Annotated in this window: 7 protein-coding genes; all 7 read left to right on the top strand. The window is 42.0% G+C overall.

Annotated features, from left to right (window positions below; translation table 11 throughout):
* The first annotated feature begins 169 nt into the window (after nt 1–169).
* A complete protein-coding gene (locus BUA60_RS15555) occupies nt 170–4,609 on the top strand; it encodes a T9SS type B sorting domain-containing protein (RefSeq protein WP_072863280.1) in 4,440 nt (1,479 codons plus the stop codon).
* A gap of 15 nt (nt 4,610–4,624) precedes the next feature.
* Complete coding sequence (locus tag BUA60_RS15550; RefSeq protein ID WP_072863278.1) at nt 4,625–5,578, top strand: PorP/SprF family type IX secretion system membrane protein; 954 nt, start codon at nt 4,625–4,627, stop codon at nt 5,576–5,578.
* 10 nt (nt 5,579–5,588) lie between these two features.
* Nucleotides 5,589–7,526, top strand: a complete 1,938-nt coding sequence (locus BUA60_RS15545; RefSeq protein ID WP_072863276.1) for an OmpA family protein — start codon at nt 5,589–5,591, stop codon at nt 7,524–7,526.
* A 350-nt stretch (nt 7,527–7,876) separates the two neighbouring features.
* Nucleotides 7,877–9,523: an immunoglobulin domain-containing protein gene (locus BUA60_RS15540; RefSeq protein ID WP_143153209.1), complete on the top strand. Its 1,647-nt coding sequence runs from the start codon at nt 7,877–7,879 to the stop codon at nt 9,521–9,523.
* Nucleotides 9,524–9,908: 385 nt separating this feature from the next.
* Nucleotides 9,909–15,224 (top strand): Calx-beta domain-containing protein, encoded by a 5,316-nt coding sequence (locus BUA60_RS15535; protein ID WP_072863272.1) that lies wholly within the window; start codon nt 9,909–9,911, stop codon nt 15,222–15,224.
* Nucleotides 15,225–15,416: 192 nt separating this feature from the next.
* Entirely contained in the window at nt 15,417–19,901 is a 4,485-nt protein-coding gene (locus tag BUA60_RS15530; protein ID WP_072863270.1) for a Calx-beta domain-containing protein, read from the top strand.
* A 725-nt stretch (nt 19,902–20,626) separates the two neighbouring features.
* A partial coding sequence (locus BUA60_RS15525; RefSeq protein ID WP_218587932.1) for a hypothetical protein occupies nt 20,627–21,990 on the top strand: 1,364 nt, incomplete at its 3' end.

Below are 21,990 nucleotides of genomic sequence, written 5' to 3'. Positions count from 1 at the left end.
TCGAGTAATACGGTTGTTGGCAGATTTTATATGATTTATGGCTTGAAAACCTTATGACTATTGATTTTTTAGATATATCTTGCATGTAATATTGGAGTTGGCCCCAACTTCTTACTTTTCTATATTACCTATTATGCCATGGTGATGAGTTGTTATAAAACTATCATTTATGGAGAATTTTACTTTTGTGAAATGTTTCGGCAAATTGGCTCGTTATTTTTCACTTATCACTGTTATATTAGTTTTTGGAAGTTCGTCCTCCTATGGGAATACTCCTGCCTATAATTTTAAATCCATTAATGGGATATCCATAGAAAATGGAGACTATGTTAATGCGACATCAAATGTAAAGGAGAATCTTTCAAACGAATTTTGGGATCTTTTCTCTTTTGGTGATCTTGATTTATCCAGTAATGTAAAGGATTTTTCAGGAATCTTTAATTCTAACGCGATAAATAAAATAAGTCCTATTCCATCAGTTTTTGAAGTTTCATCATTTGCTACTACGATGGATACTGACGGGGATGGGGTGACCAATGATAAAGAAAATGAGGATGGTACGAACCCTAATGATCCCTGCGATTTTGTTTTGGCCCACCAGAATTGTACTCCATCAAATGCCTGGAAAAATGCGGATTGTGACGGTGACGGTGTAACCAATAATAAAGAAAAGGCCGATGGTACAGATCCCTTGGATTCCTGCGATTTTGTTCTGGCGCACCAGAATTGTACACCTTCAAACACCTGGAAAAATGCAGATTGTGACGGAGACGGTGTAACGAACAATAAAGAAAAGTCCGATGGTACAGATCCCTTAGATTCCTGCGATTTTGTTTTGGCCCACCAGAACTGTGCTCCTACAACTGAATGGAAAAATGCAGATTGTGACGGTGACGGTGTAACGAATATTAAAGAAAAGGAAGATGGCACAGATCCTTTGGATCCCTGCGATTTTGTTTTGGCTCACCAAAACTGTGATCCTTCAACGGAATGGAAAAATGCGGATTGTGATGGGGATGGGGTAACTAATGGAAAAGAAAAAGAAGATGGCACAGATCCTTTGGATCCCTGTGATTTTGTTTTGGCCCATCAAAACTGTTCTCCTTCAACGGAATGGAAAAATGCCGATTGCGACGGCGATGGGGTGACCAATGAAAAAGAAAAAGAAGACGGCACAGATCCTTTGGATCCCTGCGATTTTGTTTTGGCGCATCAAAACTGTTCTCCTTCAACGGAATGGAAAAATTCCGATTGCGACGGGGATGGGGTGACCAATGAAGATGAGAAAACCGATGGCACAGATCCTTTGGACCCCTGCGATTATAATCCTGAACACATTACCTTGGCGCAAAGTGGCGCTTATTTAGATGCTGATTGTGACGGGGATGGGGTGACAAATGAAGATGAGAAAACTGATGGAACTGATCCCTTGGATTCCTGCGATTTTGTTTTGGCCCACCAAACTGTAGCTCCTTCCAGTACATGGAACGATGAGGACTGTGACGGTGATGGGGTAACTAACGAGGACGAGAAAACCGATGGCACGGATCCTTTGGATCCCTGTGATTATAATCCTGAACATATAACCTTGCCGCAAAGTGGCGCATATTTAATTGCTGATTGTGACGGGGATGGGGTGACCAATGAAGATGAGAAAACTGATGGAACTGATCCCTTGGATTCCTGCGATTTTGTTTTGGCCCACCAAACTGTAGCTCCTTCCAGTACATGGAACGATACTGACTGCGACGGGGATGGGGTAACCAATGAGGACGAGAAAACTGATGGTACAGATCCTTTAGATCCATGTGATTACCTTCCCGAAAGTGTAACCCTAACACCTAGTGTAGATTGGGAGGTTCTTGATTGTGACAATGACGGAAATCCAAATGGAACAGATCCTGATCCACTTGTTGCAACTGCGAGGGATGACTCCGGGTCAACCCCTGCCTTGACAGAAGTAGCGATCAATATTTTGGAAAATGATGATTACTTGCCTAATAATCACCCTGACAATTTGGGTATTACCTCTTTATCCATGATTGGTGGCAGCGCCTTAGGAACTGTTCTTTTTGATGAAGAAACTGGTTTCTTGAACTATACTCCTGTTGAATCGGAATCCAATACAACTGTAACTATAGTTTATCAAGTATGTAACGTTATTCCCGATCCTAATGTTTGTGCATCGGCCACAGTAACCATTCAGGTAGGTCCCGATATGGACAACGTGATCGATGCGGTGGACGACACCTATGGGGTGGAAACCGGAGTTAGTGGTGTTATTCCAGATAGCAATGTGCTTGGCAACGACACCATCAACGGCGAGGTGGTAGCCGCTGAGGACGTAGTGCTTACCTCTACGCCAACGGACGAACTTACCATAAACGAGGATGGCAGCGTTAGCGTGGCCCCCGGCACTGCCGATGGCACCTACACTATAGAATATACTATCTGTGAGTTGGCCAATACGGACAATTGTGATACGGGTACGGTAACCGTTCAGGTAGGTCCCGATATGGATAATGTGATCGATGCCGTGGACGACACTTATGGCGTGGAAACCGGAGTTAGTGGTGTTATACCCGATAGCAATGTGCTTGGCAACGACACCATCAACGGCGAGGTGGTAGCCGCTGAGGACGTAATTCTTACTTCCACACCAACGGACGAACTTACCATAAACGAGGATGGCAGCGTTAGCGTGGCCCCCGGCACTGCCGATGGCACCTACACTATGGAATATACCATTTGTGAGGTGGCCAATACGGACAATTGCGATACTGGTACGGTAACCGTTCAGGTAGGCCCCGATATGGATAATGTGATCGATGCCGTGGACGACACTTATGGCGTGGAAACCGGAGTTAGCGGTGTTATACCCGATATCAATGTGCTTGGCAACGACACCATCAACGGCGAGTTGGTAGCCGCTGAGGACGTAATTCTTACTTCCACAGCAACGGACGAGCTTACCATAAACGAGGATGGCAGCGTTAGCGTGGCCCCCGGCACTGCCGATGGCACCTACACTATGGAATATACCATTTGTGAGGTGGCCAATACGGACAATTGCGATACTGGTACGGTAACCGTTCAGGTAGGCCCCGATATGGATAATGTGATCGATGCCGTGGATGACACTTATGGCGTGGAAACCGGAGTTAGTGGTGTTATACCCGATAGCAATGTGCTTGGCAACGACACCATCAACGGCGAGGTGGTAGCCGCTGAGGATGTAATTCTTACTTCCACAGCAACGGACGAACTTACCATAAACGAGGATGGCAGCGTTAGCGTGGCCCCCGGCACTGCCGATGGCATCTACACTATAGAATATACCATCTGTGAAGTTTCCAATACGGACAATTGTGATACCGGTACGGTAACCGTTCAGGTAGGTCCCGATATGGACAATGTAATTGTTGCCGTGGACGACACTTATGGGGTGGAAACCGGAGTTAGTGGTGTTATACCCGATAGCAACGTGCTTGGCAACGATACCATCAACGGCGAGGTGGTAGCCGCTGAGGATGTAATTCTTACTTCCACAGCAACGGACGAACTTACCATAAACGAGGATGGCAGCGTTAGCGTGGCACCCGGCACTGCCGATGGCACCTACACTATAGAATATACCATCTGTGAGGTAACCAATACGGACAATTGCGATACGGGTACGGTAACCGTTCAGGTAGGTCCTGATATGGACAATGTGATCGATGCCGTGGATGACACCTATGGCGTGGAAACCGGAGTTAGTGGTGTTATACCCGATAGCAACGTGCTTGGCAACGACACCATCAACGGCGAGTTGGTAGCCGCTGAGGATGTAATTCTTACTTCCACAGCAACGGACGAACTTACCATAAACGAGGATGGCAGCGTTAGCATTGCCCCGGGTACTGCCGATGGCATCTACACCATAGAATATACCATCTGTGAAGTTTCCAATACGGACAATTGTGATACTGGTACGGTAACCGTTCAGGTAGGCCCTGATATGGACAATGTAATTGTTGCGGTAGACGACGCATATACAACAGATACGGATAACACTGGACTGATCCTTGGTAGCAACGTGCTGGACAACGATACCCTTAATGGCGATCCGGTAGCTGCTACAGATGTGGTGCTCACTTCTACGCCAACGGCTGTTCTAACGATCAATGAGGATGGAAGTGTAAGTGTGGCCCCCGGCACTGCCGATGGTACTTACACTATCGACTACATGATATGTGAAGCTGCCAATGCGGAGAATTGTGATACTGGCACGGTAACAGTTATTATTGAAGAAGGGGATGAGGATGAAAAAATTGAAGTAAATCAACTTGTGACCCCTAATTCTGATGGCAAAAACGACTTCCTATTTATTAGGGGAGTTAGAAATGCCAATAACAATACCTTAAAAATATTCAATAGATGGGGTGTTTCCGTTTACGAAGGTAAAGGGTATAACAACCAAAATAATGTATTTGACGGTAGATCCAAGGCAAGATCTACTGTAACTGGAAACAATTATTTGCCCGCAGGAGTTTATTATTATATTTTCCAATATGAAAATAAACAGCAGAATATTACAGATAGTGGTTATATTTATGTGAGTAAATAAAATATTTTATTGTAGATGATATATAAAAAGAGTCTCCTCGTTACCGTTTTAATGTTGTTTTCCCTTTTTGCAGGACTGTACGCCCAGCAGGATGCGCAATATACCCAGTATATGTACAATACTATGAGTGTAAACCCGGCCTATGCTGGGTCTAGGGGACAATTGAGTGCAGCGGCACTCTACCGCTCCCAGTGGGTTGGCTTGGAAGGTGCGCCTAAAACACAGACCTTAAATCTGCATTCGCCAATAAGGAATAGTAGATTGGGTTACGGTATTTCTATTATCAATGATAATATTGGGGATGGTGTGGTTCAGGAAACCCAGTTCGATGCCGTGTTGTCCTATACCGTTGATGTTGCCTTGGATGCCAAATTATCCTTTGGATTAAAAGTAGGGGGGAATATGTTGAGTCTGGATTTTAATGGATTGAACAATTTTGATTCTGAAAATATACAGGGCGAGAACATCGACAATAAGTTTTCCCCAAATTTTGGGGTAGGGGTATATTATCATACGGATAAGTTTTATGCCGGTCTTTCGGCCCCCAATATGGTGGAAACCGAATATTTTGATAATTCCCAACGGGATGCCAATTCAGTTCAGTTTCTTTCCAAGGAGAGAATGAATTTTTATTTGATTACTGGTTATGTCTTTGACCTAAATAATAATTTTAAGTTTAAGCCTGCAGTTTTGACCAAAGTCGTGGGCGGGGCACCCTTACAAATAGATTTATCGGCCAGTTTCTTGTTCAATGACAAATTTAGCTTTGGAGCCGCCTATAGATGGGATGCTGCTGTAAGTGGTCTGCTTGGCTTTCAGCTAAGTGATCAGTTCATGATTGGTCTGGCTTATGATAGGGAAACTACGGAGTTGGGAGGCACACAATTTAATGACGGGTCCTTTGAAGTGTTTTTAAGATTTGAACTGGTTAAATCGTTCCGAAGAATGGTTTCTCCGCGTTTCTTTTAAAAAAAATAAAATGATAAAAAGAATTTTTTTGCTGACAGTATTATTTTCTGTCCTAGGTAATGTGCTCATTGCCCAGGATAGGTTGATAAATAAGGCAGATGAAAAATACCGGGACTATTCCTTTAGCCCGGCCATTGATATCTATAAACGTGTCTTGGACAAGGGATATACGTCAGCGGATCTGTTAATGAAACTAGGAAATTCTTATTATTTTAATGCTGAATACAAAGAGGCATCCGAAATTTACAAAAGACTCCTAACTGAATATAAGGAGGGAATTGGACCGGAGTACTATTTTAGATATGCTCAGACGTTGAGATCGTTGGGGGAATATGATTTGTCCAAGGATGTAATGGCAGAGTTTTCCCAAATAACTTCAGCAGATGTTAGGGCCAACCTTTATATGGCCGAAAGGGACTACTTGGCAGAAATTGAGAAAAATTCAGGGAGATATGAAATTGGTAAATTTGCTTTCAATTCCAGGTATTCGGATTTTGCCCCTTCCTTTTATGGGCAAGGGCTGATATTCTCCTCAGATAGGGATACCGGTAATTTGGCTCGATATAGACATACTTGGAATTCCAAAGATTTCTTGGATTTGTACAAGGTAAATGCAGATAGTATCTCTGAAAACAAGGTGGTTAAATTTGGAGACAATATAAATACCAGATATCACGAATCTACTTCGGTTTTTACAAAGGATGGTAACACCCTTTATTTTACCAGAAATAATCTATTTGATGGCAAAACAGTAAAGGATGAGAAGGGAGTTGTACGCCTAAAGATCTTCAAGGCAGTTAAAGAAAACGGAATATGGTCCCAGATTGAGGAGCTTCCATTTAATAGTGAATCCTATTCCATAGCACACCCTACCCTTAGTCCAGACGAAAAAATATTATATTTTGCCTCCGATATGCCAGGTACCTATGGGGAGTCGGATATTTTTAAAGTAGCCATTAATAGTGATGGTACTTATGGAACTCCAGTAAATTTGGGAAATATTATCAATACGGAAGCTAGGGAAACCTTCCCTTATGTTACCAGTGAAAATGTACTATATTTTTCTTCCGACGGTCATCCTGGCTTAGGTGGCTTGGACATATTTGCTACGAAAATTTCCAACAGTCAGTATATAGGGACCGTTTTAAATGTAGGAAAACCCGTAAACAGCGAGTTGGATGATTTTACCTTCATTATAAATGAAGAGACCAGAAACGGCTATTTTGCTTCGAACCGGGAGAATGGAGTGGGTGAGGACGATATCTATAGTTTTGTAGAGACTAAAAAATTGGAATTCGATTGTATAAAACCAATTACAGGTACCGTTAGGGATAAAATATCCAATGAAGTCTTGGTAGGGGCAACGGTAAAGGTTATAGATGAAAACAATGAGGAATTGGCATCGGCAATTACGGATTCAAATGGCAACTATAGTATTACAATAGACTGTAATAAAGGTAATTTTGTCAGGGCTACCATGCAAGGATATGTGCCTTCCGAAGAGTACCTAAATATATCCGATAGCAAGCCATTGATCGTAGATTTCTATTTGGAAAGAGATACCGTAACAGCGGGCTATGGCGACGATCTGGCCAAATTATTACAGCTTAGCACCATATACTTTGATTTTGATAGATATAATGTTAGGCCGGATGCTGAAATTGAAATTCAAAAGGTAATTGCTGCCATGGAAAAGTATCCAAGTTTAAAACTTAAGGTTACTTCCCATACGGACAGTCAAGGGGTTGATGCCTATAATTTATGGTTGTCACAAAAAAGAGCGGAATCTACCGTTGCTTATATGGTTTCAAAAGGAATTGCTAAGGAACGTTTGCAGGGTGAAGGCTTTGGTGAGACCCGTTTAGTGAATAGGTGTGTCAATGGTGTAAGATGCTCCAAAGCTGAACATCAACTGAACAGAAGGTCCGAATTCCTGATCTTGGAATAAATTTACGGTTTTAAATATTATTTGGAGCAGCTGTGAAAACAGCTGCTTTTTTATGCACAATTGTCAAGGTTTAATACATGTTGATAGTATTAATAGTATTATAAGTCCATTGACTTTATTAATGTTTGCTGATCATTTGGTCCGAAAATCCTCTTAAGTGACTTCCTTACCACAATTTGTTGGTACTTCACAACATATTGTTCCATGCACTTTTATTTTTTAATAATTTCACCACTTGACTCTGGAATCCATGGTTTCGGTAATGTTAAATATAGACTTGGCTTCAATTTTGATTTTAGTTATTAGCCAGTCGTAATAGGGAGTAATAGATGTCTTTTGGATCCAAATTTTTGAGCCAGAAATTAAAACAAACGGTTTTAATAGTTTTGTTTGTAGTTTTTAGTATCCCTGTATTTGCTCAGGTTACTGGAGATTATAGGTCGAAGGCTACAGGAAATTGGGGTAGTGCAAGCACATGGCAAATTTATAATGGTATTGCGTGGGTAAATGCCACATCATATCCAGGTCAAAATAGTAACGTGGGTACGGTAACCATTGGTAGTGGTAATACTGTAACCCTAAATGTGAACATAACTTCCTATACTATAGACAAGCTTATTATTGGAAACGAATCCGGTGCTGATGACACCCTTTCGCTACCAAATAATGGGGATTTTTACGTCAACATAATGTTAATAGCCGTACAAAGCGATGGTGTTTTAACTTGGGTCCAAAATGCCGACCTTCATTTGCCTTCAGATGCTATAATTTATAACAATGGGGGGCATATTGATACAGACAAAAATTGTAATAATTCCCAAAGAATTTACTTGGGAACAAGGGAGTTTTCTTCTTGTAAAGGAAACGGCAATTATGAGTATTCTTTCGACGAAATAGAATCAGCACTTCCTCCACCTACCAGCAATGGGGATATTACAGAATGTGCCCAAAATCCAATACAGACACTCACTGCATCTGCTACCCCACCATCCGGGGCCCATGTGGTATGGTATACGGCTACAAGTGGTGGTTCTCCGGTTTCTCCAACTTTAAACACGGTAGGTAGTGTAACCTATTACGGAGAAAGTGTGGACAATTCAGATTCAAGTCGCAGAAGCTTATTTAGAACTGCTGTAAAACTAACCATTCTTCCAAGACCTACAATATCCGTTTCTAGTCCTCCCACATGTGTATTTAGGCTATTTTCACCTACTACCTATCAATTGGAAGTAACTGTTAGTACGGGAACAGTTACGAGTACGGCTGGAACTGTTACAAATACATCGGGCAATGTGTGGGCCATAACCAATGTTCCTTCTGGAACCAACATTGTGGTAACGGTGACTGGGGCCAATGGTTGTACAAATCAATTACCTGTTACTGCCCCCAATTGCGCCTGCCCAGTAGTGAATTCGCCTAGCAGTGGAGGAAACAAATCCTATTGCCTAGGAGATGCAGTACCAAGCATAACCGCATCGGTAGGTTTTGGGGAGACGGTGGACTGGTACGATTCGCCCAGTGGAGGTACTTTATTACTATTGGGCAATACAACTTATACTCCCAGCGGTCCAGGGACTTTTTACGCGGAAGCACGGAATACCACAACCAATTGCCGCAGTGGTGCCAGAACAGCCATAGTTGTTACGCAAGATACCCCGCCTACGGCTACTATTGGACCGGACCAATCAATATTTACAGGTGGCAATGCTATTTTCACCGTAACCGCAACAAATGCAGATACCTATCAATGGCAGGTAAGTACAGATGGGGGAACAGTCTTCAACAACATTTCAAACGGTGCGGAGTATGCCGGAACGCAGTCTACAGCCTTGACCGTTAAGACTGCAGGGGCCGATAAAAATGGATATAGGTATCGTGTTTTGGCCTCAAAATCGGGGTCAAGTTGTCCGTCAACAGCATCATCCTCGGCCTTGCTAACAGTTAAGGTCAGTACGGTTATTACCAACAGGAAAATAACCTACAGGGTTGATATGTAACCGTATTGCCTAGACCTTTATTCAAAACCACTATTACTTTAATTGCCATTCTACATTAAATATAGCAGCACCTTGACTATAGGGGGTTATCGTTCAAATACACTTATAGATTAGTCAATTTCCAAAAATTCTTTTAGTGGAAACAGCAGAAAACATGGCATTCACTGTAGGTTACGTTCGTTATACAACAAAATTTAGGTAGCTGTCATCTTCCGATATATTTTTAAGCTCAATTCTACTTGTTTTACTAAGGTTGAAAAACTTGAAACGCTAAAAAGTGGGATAAAAAACCAATATTATCAAACTTAAAGACCATCATAAAGCCAGTTCAAAAGCATTTAGGCGTATAATAACGCCCTTTAATGCGGTGACCCTTATTCTAAGAATGTTTTTACCTGTGGTTACCAATACTATTAAACAAATTATAGGATCATATACTTCTTTACCGTCCAAGGGTATTTCAGCTTTCTGTTTATTATTATTTCTGTTTTTATCGGTATCCAGCAGTTTTGGACAAACAACCGTAACCTCCCAGGTTTCAAACGATAATGACGATGCCGAGGAAAGGGTTTCCAATGGGGATATGGATAGAGGAAGTTCGGATTTGGAACTTATTAGAGACGGGAGCAATGACCAATTGGTTGGTATAAGGTTCAGAAATATCAATGTTCCCCAAGGGGCTACTATAATTAGTGCAAATATTCAGTTTACTACGGACGAAACTGATTCACAATCAACATCACTTGTTATTAGGGGGCAAGATGAAAATAATCCGGGTAATTTTGGAAATGGGGACTACAATATATCTAGCAGAACACTCACTTCTGCATCTGTGGCATGGAACAATATACCAGCCTGGAATACTGTAGGTCAGGCCGGTCCAAATCAACAGACACCAAATTTGAGTGCTATTGTACAGGAAATTGTAGATCGGGGCGGATGGAGTAGTGGTAATTCCATGGTCTTTGTTATTACCGGTTCGGGTCAACGTACAGCAGAGTCACATGATGGCAGTTCCTCAGGGGCTCCTGTGTTAACCATAGAGTATTCCACAGCCCCAGTAATTACTATAGACGATATTACCGTTAACGAAGGGGATGGAACGGCTACCTTTACAGCTACACATACTGGAGCAAATACCGTTGGTGTTTTTACAGTGGATTATACTACCGTGAATGGCACTGCCTCTTCAGGAAGCGATTATACCGCTACTACTGGCACCTTAATTTTTACGGGCACCTCAGGAGTTACAAGATCCATGGTTGTTAATATATTGGATGATACGGAGGTCGAAAATTTAGAGAACTTCTCCATTCAATTTACGGCGAGATCTAACCCTTCAGTAATTATTACAGATACAGGTACTGCGTCAATTGTCGATAATGATACCAAAATAATTACTAATGGCGTCACTGATTATAGTTGTAGTGGTGCTTTATTCGATTCTGGAGGAACTGGAAATTATTCAAATAATGAAAACCTGATATATACTCTTTGTCCTGATACCGCCAATACAGATATAAAATTGGATTTCAATAGTTTTGACGTTGAATCAGGATATGATTTTTTATATGTATATGATGGGACAACCACTTCGGCCACACTAATTGGTCAATATCATAATGGCAATCCACCGCCATCTACGATAACAGCAACCAACGCCTCAGGATGTTTAACTTTTAGGTTTACTTCCGATTATAGTGTAACTGGCGCAGGATGGGAGGCATCAATTTCATGTCAGCCACGAGGACCAAGGATGAATATTGAGGATATTATGGTAAATGAGGGGGCAGGAACCGCAATCTTCACCGTTACCCATAACGGTCCGAACGCAACAGGTCCTTTTACCGTAAATTATCAAACGGTAAATGGTACTGCTAGTTCAGGAAGTGATTATACCTCTACTACGGGAACTTTAAGTTTCAATGGTACGTCTGGAGATACCGAATCCTTTACCGTCGCCATAAATGATGACGGCATAATTGAAAGTAACGAAACCTTTACCATACAGCTTACATCATCATCCGATGGCAGTGTTAATCTTGCGGATACGGCTATTGCAACCATTGTTGATGATGATGGTATAATAATGACCAATGGCACTACGGTAAATACATGTAGCGACACCTTTTTGGATCCTGGGGGGATTAATGATTATAGCAACAACCAGGACATCGTATATACTATTTGCCCTGATACTGCAGATAATTACATTAGTTTGGATTTTATTGGCTTCGATGTTGCCAATGGCGATCTCTTATATATTTATGAAGGGACTACAACATCTGGCACATTAATAGGACAGTACAATAATAATAATGTGCCGGATATAATAGAGTCAACCCATAGCTCAGGATGTTTAACTTTTAGGTTTATTTCCAATGGTTCCAATACGGCTGGAGGCTGGGAAGCCGAGGTTAACTGTTATCCAGAGGGCCCCAAAATAGTTATAGACGACATTTCTTTTGATGAAGATATAGGTAATGCGGTGTTTACGGTAAGACAGACCCGGGCACGACATGGGTACAGTTGGTTGTTTGGGTTTGTGCATGTTCCGTACACAGTAAATTTTGAAACGGTTGATGGCAGCGCTTTGGCAGGTAGTGATTATACCGCCACCAGTGGGACATTGACCTTTAACGGTCAGTTGGGAAATGTCCAAACCATTTCAGTACCGATATCCAATGACGGGGTTCCTGAAAATGCCGAAGAATTTACGATTCGGTTTACAGGGGCTACAGCTTCATACGGCACCATCAATTATTCGGATACCGGAACGGGAACTATCAATACGCAGATCTTGGCCAATGATCCTTTGACATTATTCCAAGAATTCGATGGGTATTATGATTATTCAACTACAGGTGGTACGCTGAGAACGCAAAGTAACAGCGGTAATGCTTGTGCCATAACAAGCTCCTCTTCCAATACATTGGTTTCTCCCATACCAGCATCGGCCACGGTGGAAAGGGCTTATTTATATTGGGCGCATTCCAATACGGTCAGGGACCCTGACGTAACCTTTGAAGGGCAAAACGTATCTGCCAATTATTTATACCAGACTACACTGACCAACCGTAATTTTTATGGGTATGTAAGTGATGTAACCAGTATAGTACAGGGGATTGCCAATCCGTCCACAAATACCTATGACTTTAGCGATTTGGACATAGATAATACTGGAAATTACTGTTCCACAGCTACGGTACTTGGGGGATGGACGCTAATAGTGTTTTATGAAGATCCCTCTTTGCCTGCTGTAAATATTAATTTGTACCAAGGCTTTGATGGTCTAAGTAACTCAGGGACCTCCTTTACCTTGGATTCTTTCTTTGCCATAGCAGGTTCTGGGGCAAAAGCTTCTTTTTTATCTTGGGAAGGAGATCCCAACCTAGACGGTTCCAGTTCTGGTTCCAGTAACCCGGAAGAACTATCCATCACCAATCAATCGGGTACTACTTATGTACTTACCGGGGATGGAGGGCAACCAGGGAACAATGCCTATAATTCCACCATATACGACAATACTGTAAGTCCGGTGTATAATACGGCAAATTCTTATGGTGTAGATTTGGATACTTATGATATATCAACATATATACAACCATCGGATACTCAGGTTACCGCCAATGTGGACGTGGGTCAGGATTTTGTAATTTCGGCCGCAGTGGTTATTAAGGTACCCTCCAATCTAATTGCCGGTAGGGTTTTTGAGGATGTGAATTATCCAGGAGGGCCTGGTAGGGACCGAATTTCTTCTGGGGGATTGGCAGTATCAGGAGCCGTAGTTGAGCTCTTTGATTCCGCTGGTAATTTTGTTCAAAGAAAGACTACCGACATTAATGGGTATTATTCCTTTGGGGGGATGGCCGATGGGGACTACCGCATAAAAGCCGTTAACTCTACAGTGCGATCAAATAGGGGTGGACTCAACTGCTCTACTTGTTACCCTATACAAACTTTTAGAAAATATCGTGGCCCTTCCTCATTAATAGACGTGACGGATGAGGTGGGAGGCGCAAATCCGGCTGCACAACAGGATGTTGCTTTGGGGGTCATAAACAATGCCCAGAGCGTGTCAACGGTCTCTGTTTCAGGAGATGGTGTTGTAGGCATCGATTTTGGTTTCAATTTCAATACCATAGTAAACACCAACGAATTCGGACAAGGTTCCTTGGAACAATTTATAGTCAATTCCAATAACCTAAATGAAACAGGTTTGGATATTGAGGCCAATTCTATATTTGACCCGGCAGCTGGGGAAGACACCTCCATATTTATGATACCTCCAACATCAGATGCATTGGGTAGAACCGCCGATGCCAATTTTGCCAGCGGGTATTTTGATATTAATATCACTGATGCCTACCAGTTATCAGTAATAACGGGAACCAATACCATTATTGATGGTAGGACACAAACCGCCTATTCGGGTGATAGTAACTCGGGAACCATAGGGGATGGGGGTACCACTGTAGGTATTGCAGCTGCAGTACTTCCCGATTATAACTTACCGGAAATTCAGGTTCGTGGTGACTCCATGGAACTTTTTAGATTGGAAGGGAATAGTGCTACCCTGCGTAATTTGGCTATATATACGGATGATAAATCGGCAATTCAGGTAAATTCCGGTACCGCTTTTCTATATGAGAATTTGCTCGGGGTAAATGCCCTGGGAGCAAAATCCGGTAACTTGGAATATGCAGTGGAAATCAAGGATGGGGCAACAACTATTGCTAGAAATTATTTAAGTGGTTCAAATGTGGCCGCAGTTCATTTGGATGGGGGAACATCTACTGTCATGGAATACAACCATTTTTATAGTAATGGGGCAAACGATACCTGTTCCGATAATATTTTAATTGAGGGTGGTAGTGGGATTACAATTCGTTACAATTTGATCAACGAAGCTGCAGGAATAGGGATTGAAGGAGATGACTATGCTGCAGGATTGATGATCACTGAAAATACCATTACCAATAATGGTGTAAATAACAATGCCTGCGGTGGGGGAGTATTCGATGATTCCGGTATTCGTTTAAAGGCAGCAGATGCTACTGTTTATAGGAATGTAATTCACGGCAATCATGGAGAGGGAATCGTGGTGGCCGAAGATGTTTCAGGTATCTTGATTTCTCAAAATTCCATATATAATAATGGCCAAAGGTCACCATCCCTAGGTATTGATTTGGATGCTTCCAAAGAGAATGGTGATGGTGTAACCCTAAACGATTCCGGCGATGGGGATAATGGCCCAAATAACTTGCTGAATTTTCCCATTATTGAAGCGGCCTATGCAACCGGCACCAATTTAATAGTTGAAGGTTGGGCACGGCCAGGGGCAATTATAGAATTGTTTTTGACCGATATAAACGAAGGAAGTGCCACTGCAGGGGATAACCAATTGGGAATGACTACGGATTACGGTGAGGGCCAGATTTATTTGGCAACGGTCGTAGAAGGCAGTGGTTCGGATACCCGATCAGGTACATCTTCCTATACAGATTTGGATGGTAATACCGACAACACCAATAGGTTTAAGGTTTCAATTCCACTTCCACCGGGTGTAGAGAAGGGAGACTTTATAACTGCGACCGCCACTATTTCAAATTCAACCTCAGAATTTTCACCACAGAGTATTATAAAAGGATATACTGTAATTACCAATAGACGAATTACTTACAGGGTTAAAAAGAATTGAGGGTTGTCAAGATGGGCAATAGTACATTCTTATAAGTGCTTTTAAATGGCAAAAATGCCTGCTTTCAATTTTGAAGATGTCGTAATTTTAATCTTTGGCATTTATATTTGTTAGGTACACAACATTTTCAAAACTTGCATCTTTTCTTGGAATACATTTGATATGTTGATCTCTTAGGATCGTCTCTACTTAATGATAACAAGGATTTGCCTTCAAAAAAGAATACCTGTTCTTTTTATGGTGTTCTTCTGCTTTGCCCAAATGTCAGGGCAACAAACCTATTTGGATAATTTTAATTCATCATCCTATTCCAACAACAATGGGACCAACAATTTTTCTTCCAGTTGGACCGAAAGCAATGATGATAACAGTGTTTCCGGCGGAAATATAAGGATCAATAGTAGCCAATTACGTTTTAGGCGTTTAACGGATGAGACCATCCAAAGGAATCTTAATTTGGCGGGCGCCGGTACGGTTACGCTTACTTTCGATTATAATGGATCCAGCAGGGGAGGGGAAACCTTATTGGTGCAATTGTGGAATGGATCAACTTGGCAGACAGTTTCAACCTTAAATAACGATGGAATAGGTTCCATTTCCTATAATTTAACTACTAGTCAAATATCAGCATCTTCCTCCATACGATTTATTACCGGAAGCGGGGATTGGGACGGTAGTGACTACTTCTACATAGATAATGTACAGTTCACTGCCACCTTTGGCCCTATTATGACCATTAACGATGTATCTGTAAATGAAAATGCAGGAACGGCTTCTTTTACCGTAACCCATACAGGTTCCAATGCTTCAGCATTTACGGTAAACTACACTACCAATAACGGTACAGCTACAGCCGGGAGTGATTATACGGCCAAGACAGGAACTTTAAGTTTTACAGGCACCTCGGGGGTTACAAGGACTATCACCATAAATATTTTAGATGATACCGTAGTGGAGGATTTGGAGATATTTACTGTTAGTTTTACAGGAAAATCCCTATCTACAGTAGATATTACCGATATAGGCACGGGAACTATTTTGGATAATGATGCCCTCATAATTACCAATGGGGCAACGACCAATACCTGTAATGCCGTTTTCTTTGATTCTGGAAGTGTTGGTGGGAATTACAGCAATAATGAGAGTAGGGTCCATACCATTTGCCCGGACACGTCCAATAATTATATTAGTGTGGATTTTACAAGTTTTGATGTTGCCGTTGGCGATATACTCTATGTTTATGGTGGCACCACGGCAACGGGTACGCCAATTGGAGTCTACGACAACAATAATATTCCTACCTCAATTGATTCTCCATACGGTGCAGGAGGCTGTTTAACTTTTAGGTTCACCTCTAATGGGAGTACCACTGGAACTGGGTGGCAGGCTGCCATAAAATGTGTTGTTGAAGGTCCCAAAATAGTAATAAATGACATTTCTTTTGATGAAACAGTTGGTAATGCTGTTTTTACGGTAACCCAGACACGTGTACGCCACGGATATTCTTTTTTGTTCAGTTTTATTCATGTGCCTTTTACTGTTAATTTTGAAACAGTGAACGGTTCCGCTTTGGCTGGAAGCGATTATACCGCAACCGCCGGGACTTTGACCTTTAACGGTCAGTTGGGCAATGTGCAGACTATTTCGGTACCTATAATTAATGATGGAATCCCGGAAACTGCCGAAGATTTCACCATTAGGTTTACAGGGGCTACAGCGTCCTATGGTACCATCAATTATTCGGATACCGGAACAGGAACCATCAATACCCAGATTTTGGCCAATGACCCTTTGACACTTTTTCAGGAGTTCGATGGGTACTTTGACTATTCCACTACAGGGGGAACATTAAGAACTCAAAGCAATAGTGGCAACGCCTGTCTCATAACAAACTCCTCATCCAATACCTTAATCTCTCCTATTCCGGCTACGGCAACTGTGGAAAGGGCTTATTTGTATTGGGCACATTCCAATAGTGTACGTGATCCGGATGTAATCTTTGAGGGCCAGAACGTTTCTGCCAATTATTTGTACCAGACCACTTTGACCAATAGGAACTTTTACGGCTATGTCAGTGATGTGACCAACATTGTAAAGGGAATTCCCAATCCATCTACCAATACCTACGATTTTAGTGGCCTAAACATAGATAATACCGGTAATTACTGCTCAACAGCTACGGTACTTGGGGGCTGGACTTTGATCGTGTTTTATGAAGATCCTTCCTTGCCAGCCGTTAACATTAATCTATATCAAGGTTTTGACGGTCTTAGTAATGCAGGTACCTCCTTTACCTTGGATTCATTCTATGCCATTGCCGGTTCTGGGGCCAAAGCCACATTTTTGTCCTGGGAGGGAGACCCCAATTTGGATGGATCTAGTTCTGGATCCACGAATCCTGAGCGACTTTCGGTAACCAATCAATCAGGAACAACCTATATACTATCGGGAGACGGCGGTCAAACTGGCAACAATGCCTATAATTCCACTATTTTCGATAATACCGTTTTGCCAATATATAATTCTTCAACTTCCCATGGTGTAGATTTGGATACCTATGATATATCTTCGTATATACTACCATCGGATAGTCAGGTAACTGCCAACGTCAATGTAGGGCAGGATTTTGTGATTTCTGCTGCAGTAGTGCTCAAGGTACCCTCCAATTTAATTGCTGGAACCGTTTTTGAAGATGTTAATTATCCAGGTGGGCCGGGCAGGAATAGGGTAACTTCCGGGGGGTTGGGAGTTTCTGGTGCCATAGTGGAACTTTTTAATGCTGCAGGTACTTTTATCCAGAGAAAAACAACGGATATTAATGGGTATTATTCCTTTGGAGGAATGGCAGATGGGGCGTATCGTATAAAAGCGGTCAATTCAACTGTTAAATCCAATAGGGGCGGTCTCAATTGTTCTACTTGTTATCCCGTACAAACTTTTAGGAAATATCGTGGTCCTTCTTCCTTGATAGAGGTGACTGATGAGGTGGGAGGAGCCAACCCGGCCGCACAACAGGATGTTGCTTTGGGAGTAATAAATAATGCCCAGAGTGTTTCAACGGTCTCCGTAGCAGGTGATGGGGTTGTAGGTATAGATTTTGGGTTCAACTTTAATACGATTGTCAACACCAATCAATTTGGGCAGGGCTCCTTGGAACAATTTATAGTCAATTCCAATAATTTAAATGAGATAGGTTTGGATATAGAGGCTAATGCCATTTTCAATCCACTGACAGGGGAGGAGACTTCCATTTTTATGATTCCGCCGACATCGGATCCATTGGGCAGAGCGGCAGATGCCAATTTTGCCAGCGGGTACTTTAATATTTCTATCTCCGACGGAAATCAACTTTCAAAAATAATAGGAACCAATACTGTAATTGATGGCAGGACGCAAACTGCTTATACCGGTGATACCAATTTAGGGACCGTTGGGAATGGGGGTTCTTCTGTGGGTATTTCCGCAGCGTCACTGCCGGTCTATAATCTACCCGAAATCCAGGTTCATGGGGAGACTAAGGAACTTTTTAGATTGGAAGGGGTTGGAGCAACCTTAAGGAACCTTGCTGTTTACAACAATGACAAATCGGCCATACAAGTAAATGCGGGCACCGCGTTTCTATATGAAAATTTACTTGGGGTTAATGCTCTTGGTGTTAAATCCGGTAATTTGGAATATGCCGTGGAGACTAAAAATGGTGCGGCCACTATTTCCCGAAATTTTCTGAGCGGATCCAATTTGGCTGCCCTAAAGGTGGATGGTGGTACCGCTACGGTTGTGGAATACAACCATTTCTATAGAAATGGGGCCAATGACAGCTGCACAGACAATATATTGTTAATGAATGGTAGCGGAGTGGTAATTAGGTACAATTTGATCAATGAGGCAGCTGGAATAGGCATTGAAGGAGATAATTATAATGCGGGACTTATGATTACCGAAAATACCATTACCAATAATGGAATTAACAGTATCGCCTGCGGCGGAGGAATATTCGATGATTCCGGTATTCGTTTAAAAGCATCCAATGCCACTGTTTTTAGAAACCTTATTCACAGCAACCAAGGGGAAGGAATCGTAGTTGCCAATAATGTATCAGGAGTATTGATTTCCCAAAATTCCATATATAACAATGGCCAAAGGTCTCCTTCTCTGGGTATAGATTTGGATGCATCCAATATGAACGGTGATGGGGTAACACTTAACGATAATGGTGATGGGGATAATGGTCCCAATGGGTTAATCAACTTCCCAATTATTTCGGCCGCCTACGCCGCTGGTACCAATATGGTAGTAGAAGGTTGGGCCAGGCCAGGGGCAATCATAGAATTATTCTTGACCGATATAAATCAAGGAAGTGCTACTGCAGGGGACAATCAATTGGTCAAGTCTACCGATTATGGTGAGGGTCAGACCTATTTGGCTACCGTGGTGGAGGGCAGTGGGGCTGATGCTGAATCTGGTACATCGCCTTATACGGACTTGGATGGAAATACGGACAATACCAATAGGTTCAAGTTTACTATTCCATTGCCTCCCGGTGTAGTAATAGGGAATTTTTTAACATCAACGGCTACTCTTGCCAATTCTACCTCAGAGTTTTCTCCCAAAAGTGTGATTAAGGGCTACACCCTTATCACCAACAGAAGAATTACGTATAGGGTCAAACCAATTTGATTTTTTGATTGTTTTACAACAGTTTATTAAGTAGAGACTTCCACAAACCAATAATTAGACAAGTATCAATGTGCAGGTTGAAAGTCGATAAATGACATTCATTAAAACTAGATGGTCTGTAGCATTATATTCCTTAAAAAAAAACAGGCATCCCTGGCAGTGATGAGATTGGGAAAGCATATATGTAGAATTGTTTTTTCCTAAACAGGATTTTCGAAATCAAATGATCTGGATTCAGCTTATATATTTCTCTCAAGTGTTTCTAAAATAAAATATATAAAGTATTGTAAGTTAGTTTATTGATGGTTTTTGGGTATTCTTCATTGTATTACTTTCCATATGTTTCATTAAACTTTCCAGAGTGGGTAATTTTCGTTTTTCAAAGAGGATAACACCATGAAAATCTATCTAAATTTAACCCCAAGGTTTTTAAAGTATTGGTGAATTTTCCCCGATTTAAAGCCGCTCTATCCACAGATTTTTCTTACAGTTGAATTTCGGCAAGTGTTGCTATTATTGGGATAATCGACGAGTGATATCCCTCGAAAATAGGCTTTAAGATAAATCAAAACCTCAATTATCCATGTATAGACAGTACAAATATAGCGTTACACAACATTTATTTCTCACTGCCATGTATACGGCTAATTTTGTAGGGTGTTATAAATCGGTTTAGTTCAATTACAGCAGTTTTGAGCATTTTCGAATATTAAACCACACCAACAATGACCAACTTAAGTAAAGTATATACCATGAGGAAGGGGATTTTATTAATCATATTTCTAATTTCTGGATTTGCTATGGCGCAAACCACAGTAAATTTGGAAGACCAGTGTAATTGTGAGGTTTTGAGTGGTACACTCGTCACCGCACCTGGAACAACCACACCTACTGGTGCAGATGTTGGGGATATTTATGTAAATACAAATACAGGAACAATATACTTTTGGGATGGGGGCTCTTGGGAGTTAACATCTACGGATAGCCAGCAACTTCAGGTTTTTAGTTTTAATCCCGCTAACAATCAATTGACACTTACCCTAGAGAATGGGGGAACTTTTAATGCCGATTTGAGTAGTCTAACAGGTGATGGTAATATTACATCCACTACCATTGACGTGAGTGGAGATGTAAATGCCTTGTTGGGTGATGTGGTATTGGAAATTGGGGATGACGCTGTTACCAATGCTAAATTGGCGGATGACGCTGTTCAGACAGAAAATATTTTAAGCGGAGGTGTAGACCAGGTATTGGTTACGGACGCCGTTGGTACTGTAGTCTGGGTTAACAGATCGAGCTTTACGGCTATCGCCGACCAAATATCAATTACAGGAGTAGGTACAGTTGCAGACCCCTTCAAAGTGGAGGATCTTTCCATAGTAACATCAAAATTAGGTGATGATGCCGTTACCAATGCAAAATTGGCCGACGATGCGGTCCAGACTGAAAACATATTAAGTGGTGGTAACGATAAGGTTTTGGTTACCGATGCAGTGGGTACGGTTGCCTGGGTGGATAAATCCAGCTTCGATGCCATCGCCGATCAAGTTACTATAACCGGAGTAGGTACTACTTTGGATCCCTTTAAGGTGGAGGACCTTTCCATAGTAACCGCAAAACTGGCCGATGGAGCGGTTACTACCGTAAAATTAGGAGACGATGCCGTGACCAATGCTAAATTGGCAGACAATGCGGTCCAAACAGAAAACATATTAAGTGGTGGTAACGATAAAGTTTTGGTTACCGATGCCGTAGGAACTGTGGCCTGGGTGGACAAATCCAGCTTCGATGCCATCGCCGATCAGGTTACTATAACTGGAGTGGGTACCACCTTGGATCCTTTCAAGGTGGAGGACCTTTCCATAGTAACGGCAAAATTGGCCGATGGAGCGGTTACTACCGTAAAATTAGGAGACGATGCCGTGACCAATGCTAAATTGGCGGATGACGCTGTCCAGACAGAAAACATATTGAACGGTACCATTTTAACAGAGGATATTTCCTCAGGTGGTAACGATAAAGTTTTGGTTACCGATGCAGTGGGTACGGTTGCCTGGGTGGACAAATCCAGCTTCGATGCCATCGCCGA

The organism is Arenibacter palladensis (assembly GCF_900129275.1).
GTDB classification, from domain to species: domain Bacteria; phylum Bacteroidota; class Bacteroidia; order Flavobacteriales; family Flavobacteriaceae; genus Arenibacter; species Arenibacter palladensis.
The sequence above is the reverse complement of the archived record's forward strand: the minus strand, read 5'-3'. Positions and strand labels throughout refer to the sequence as shown.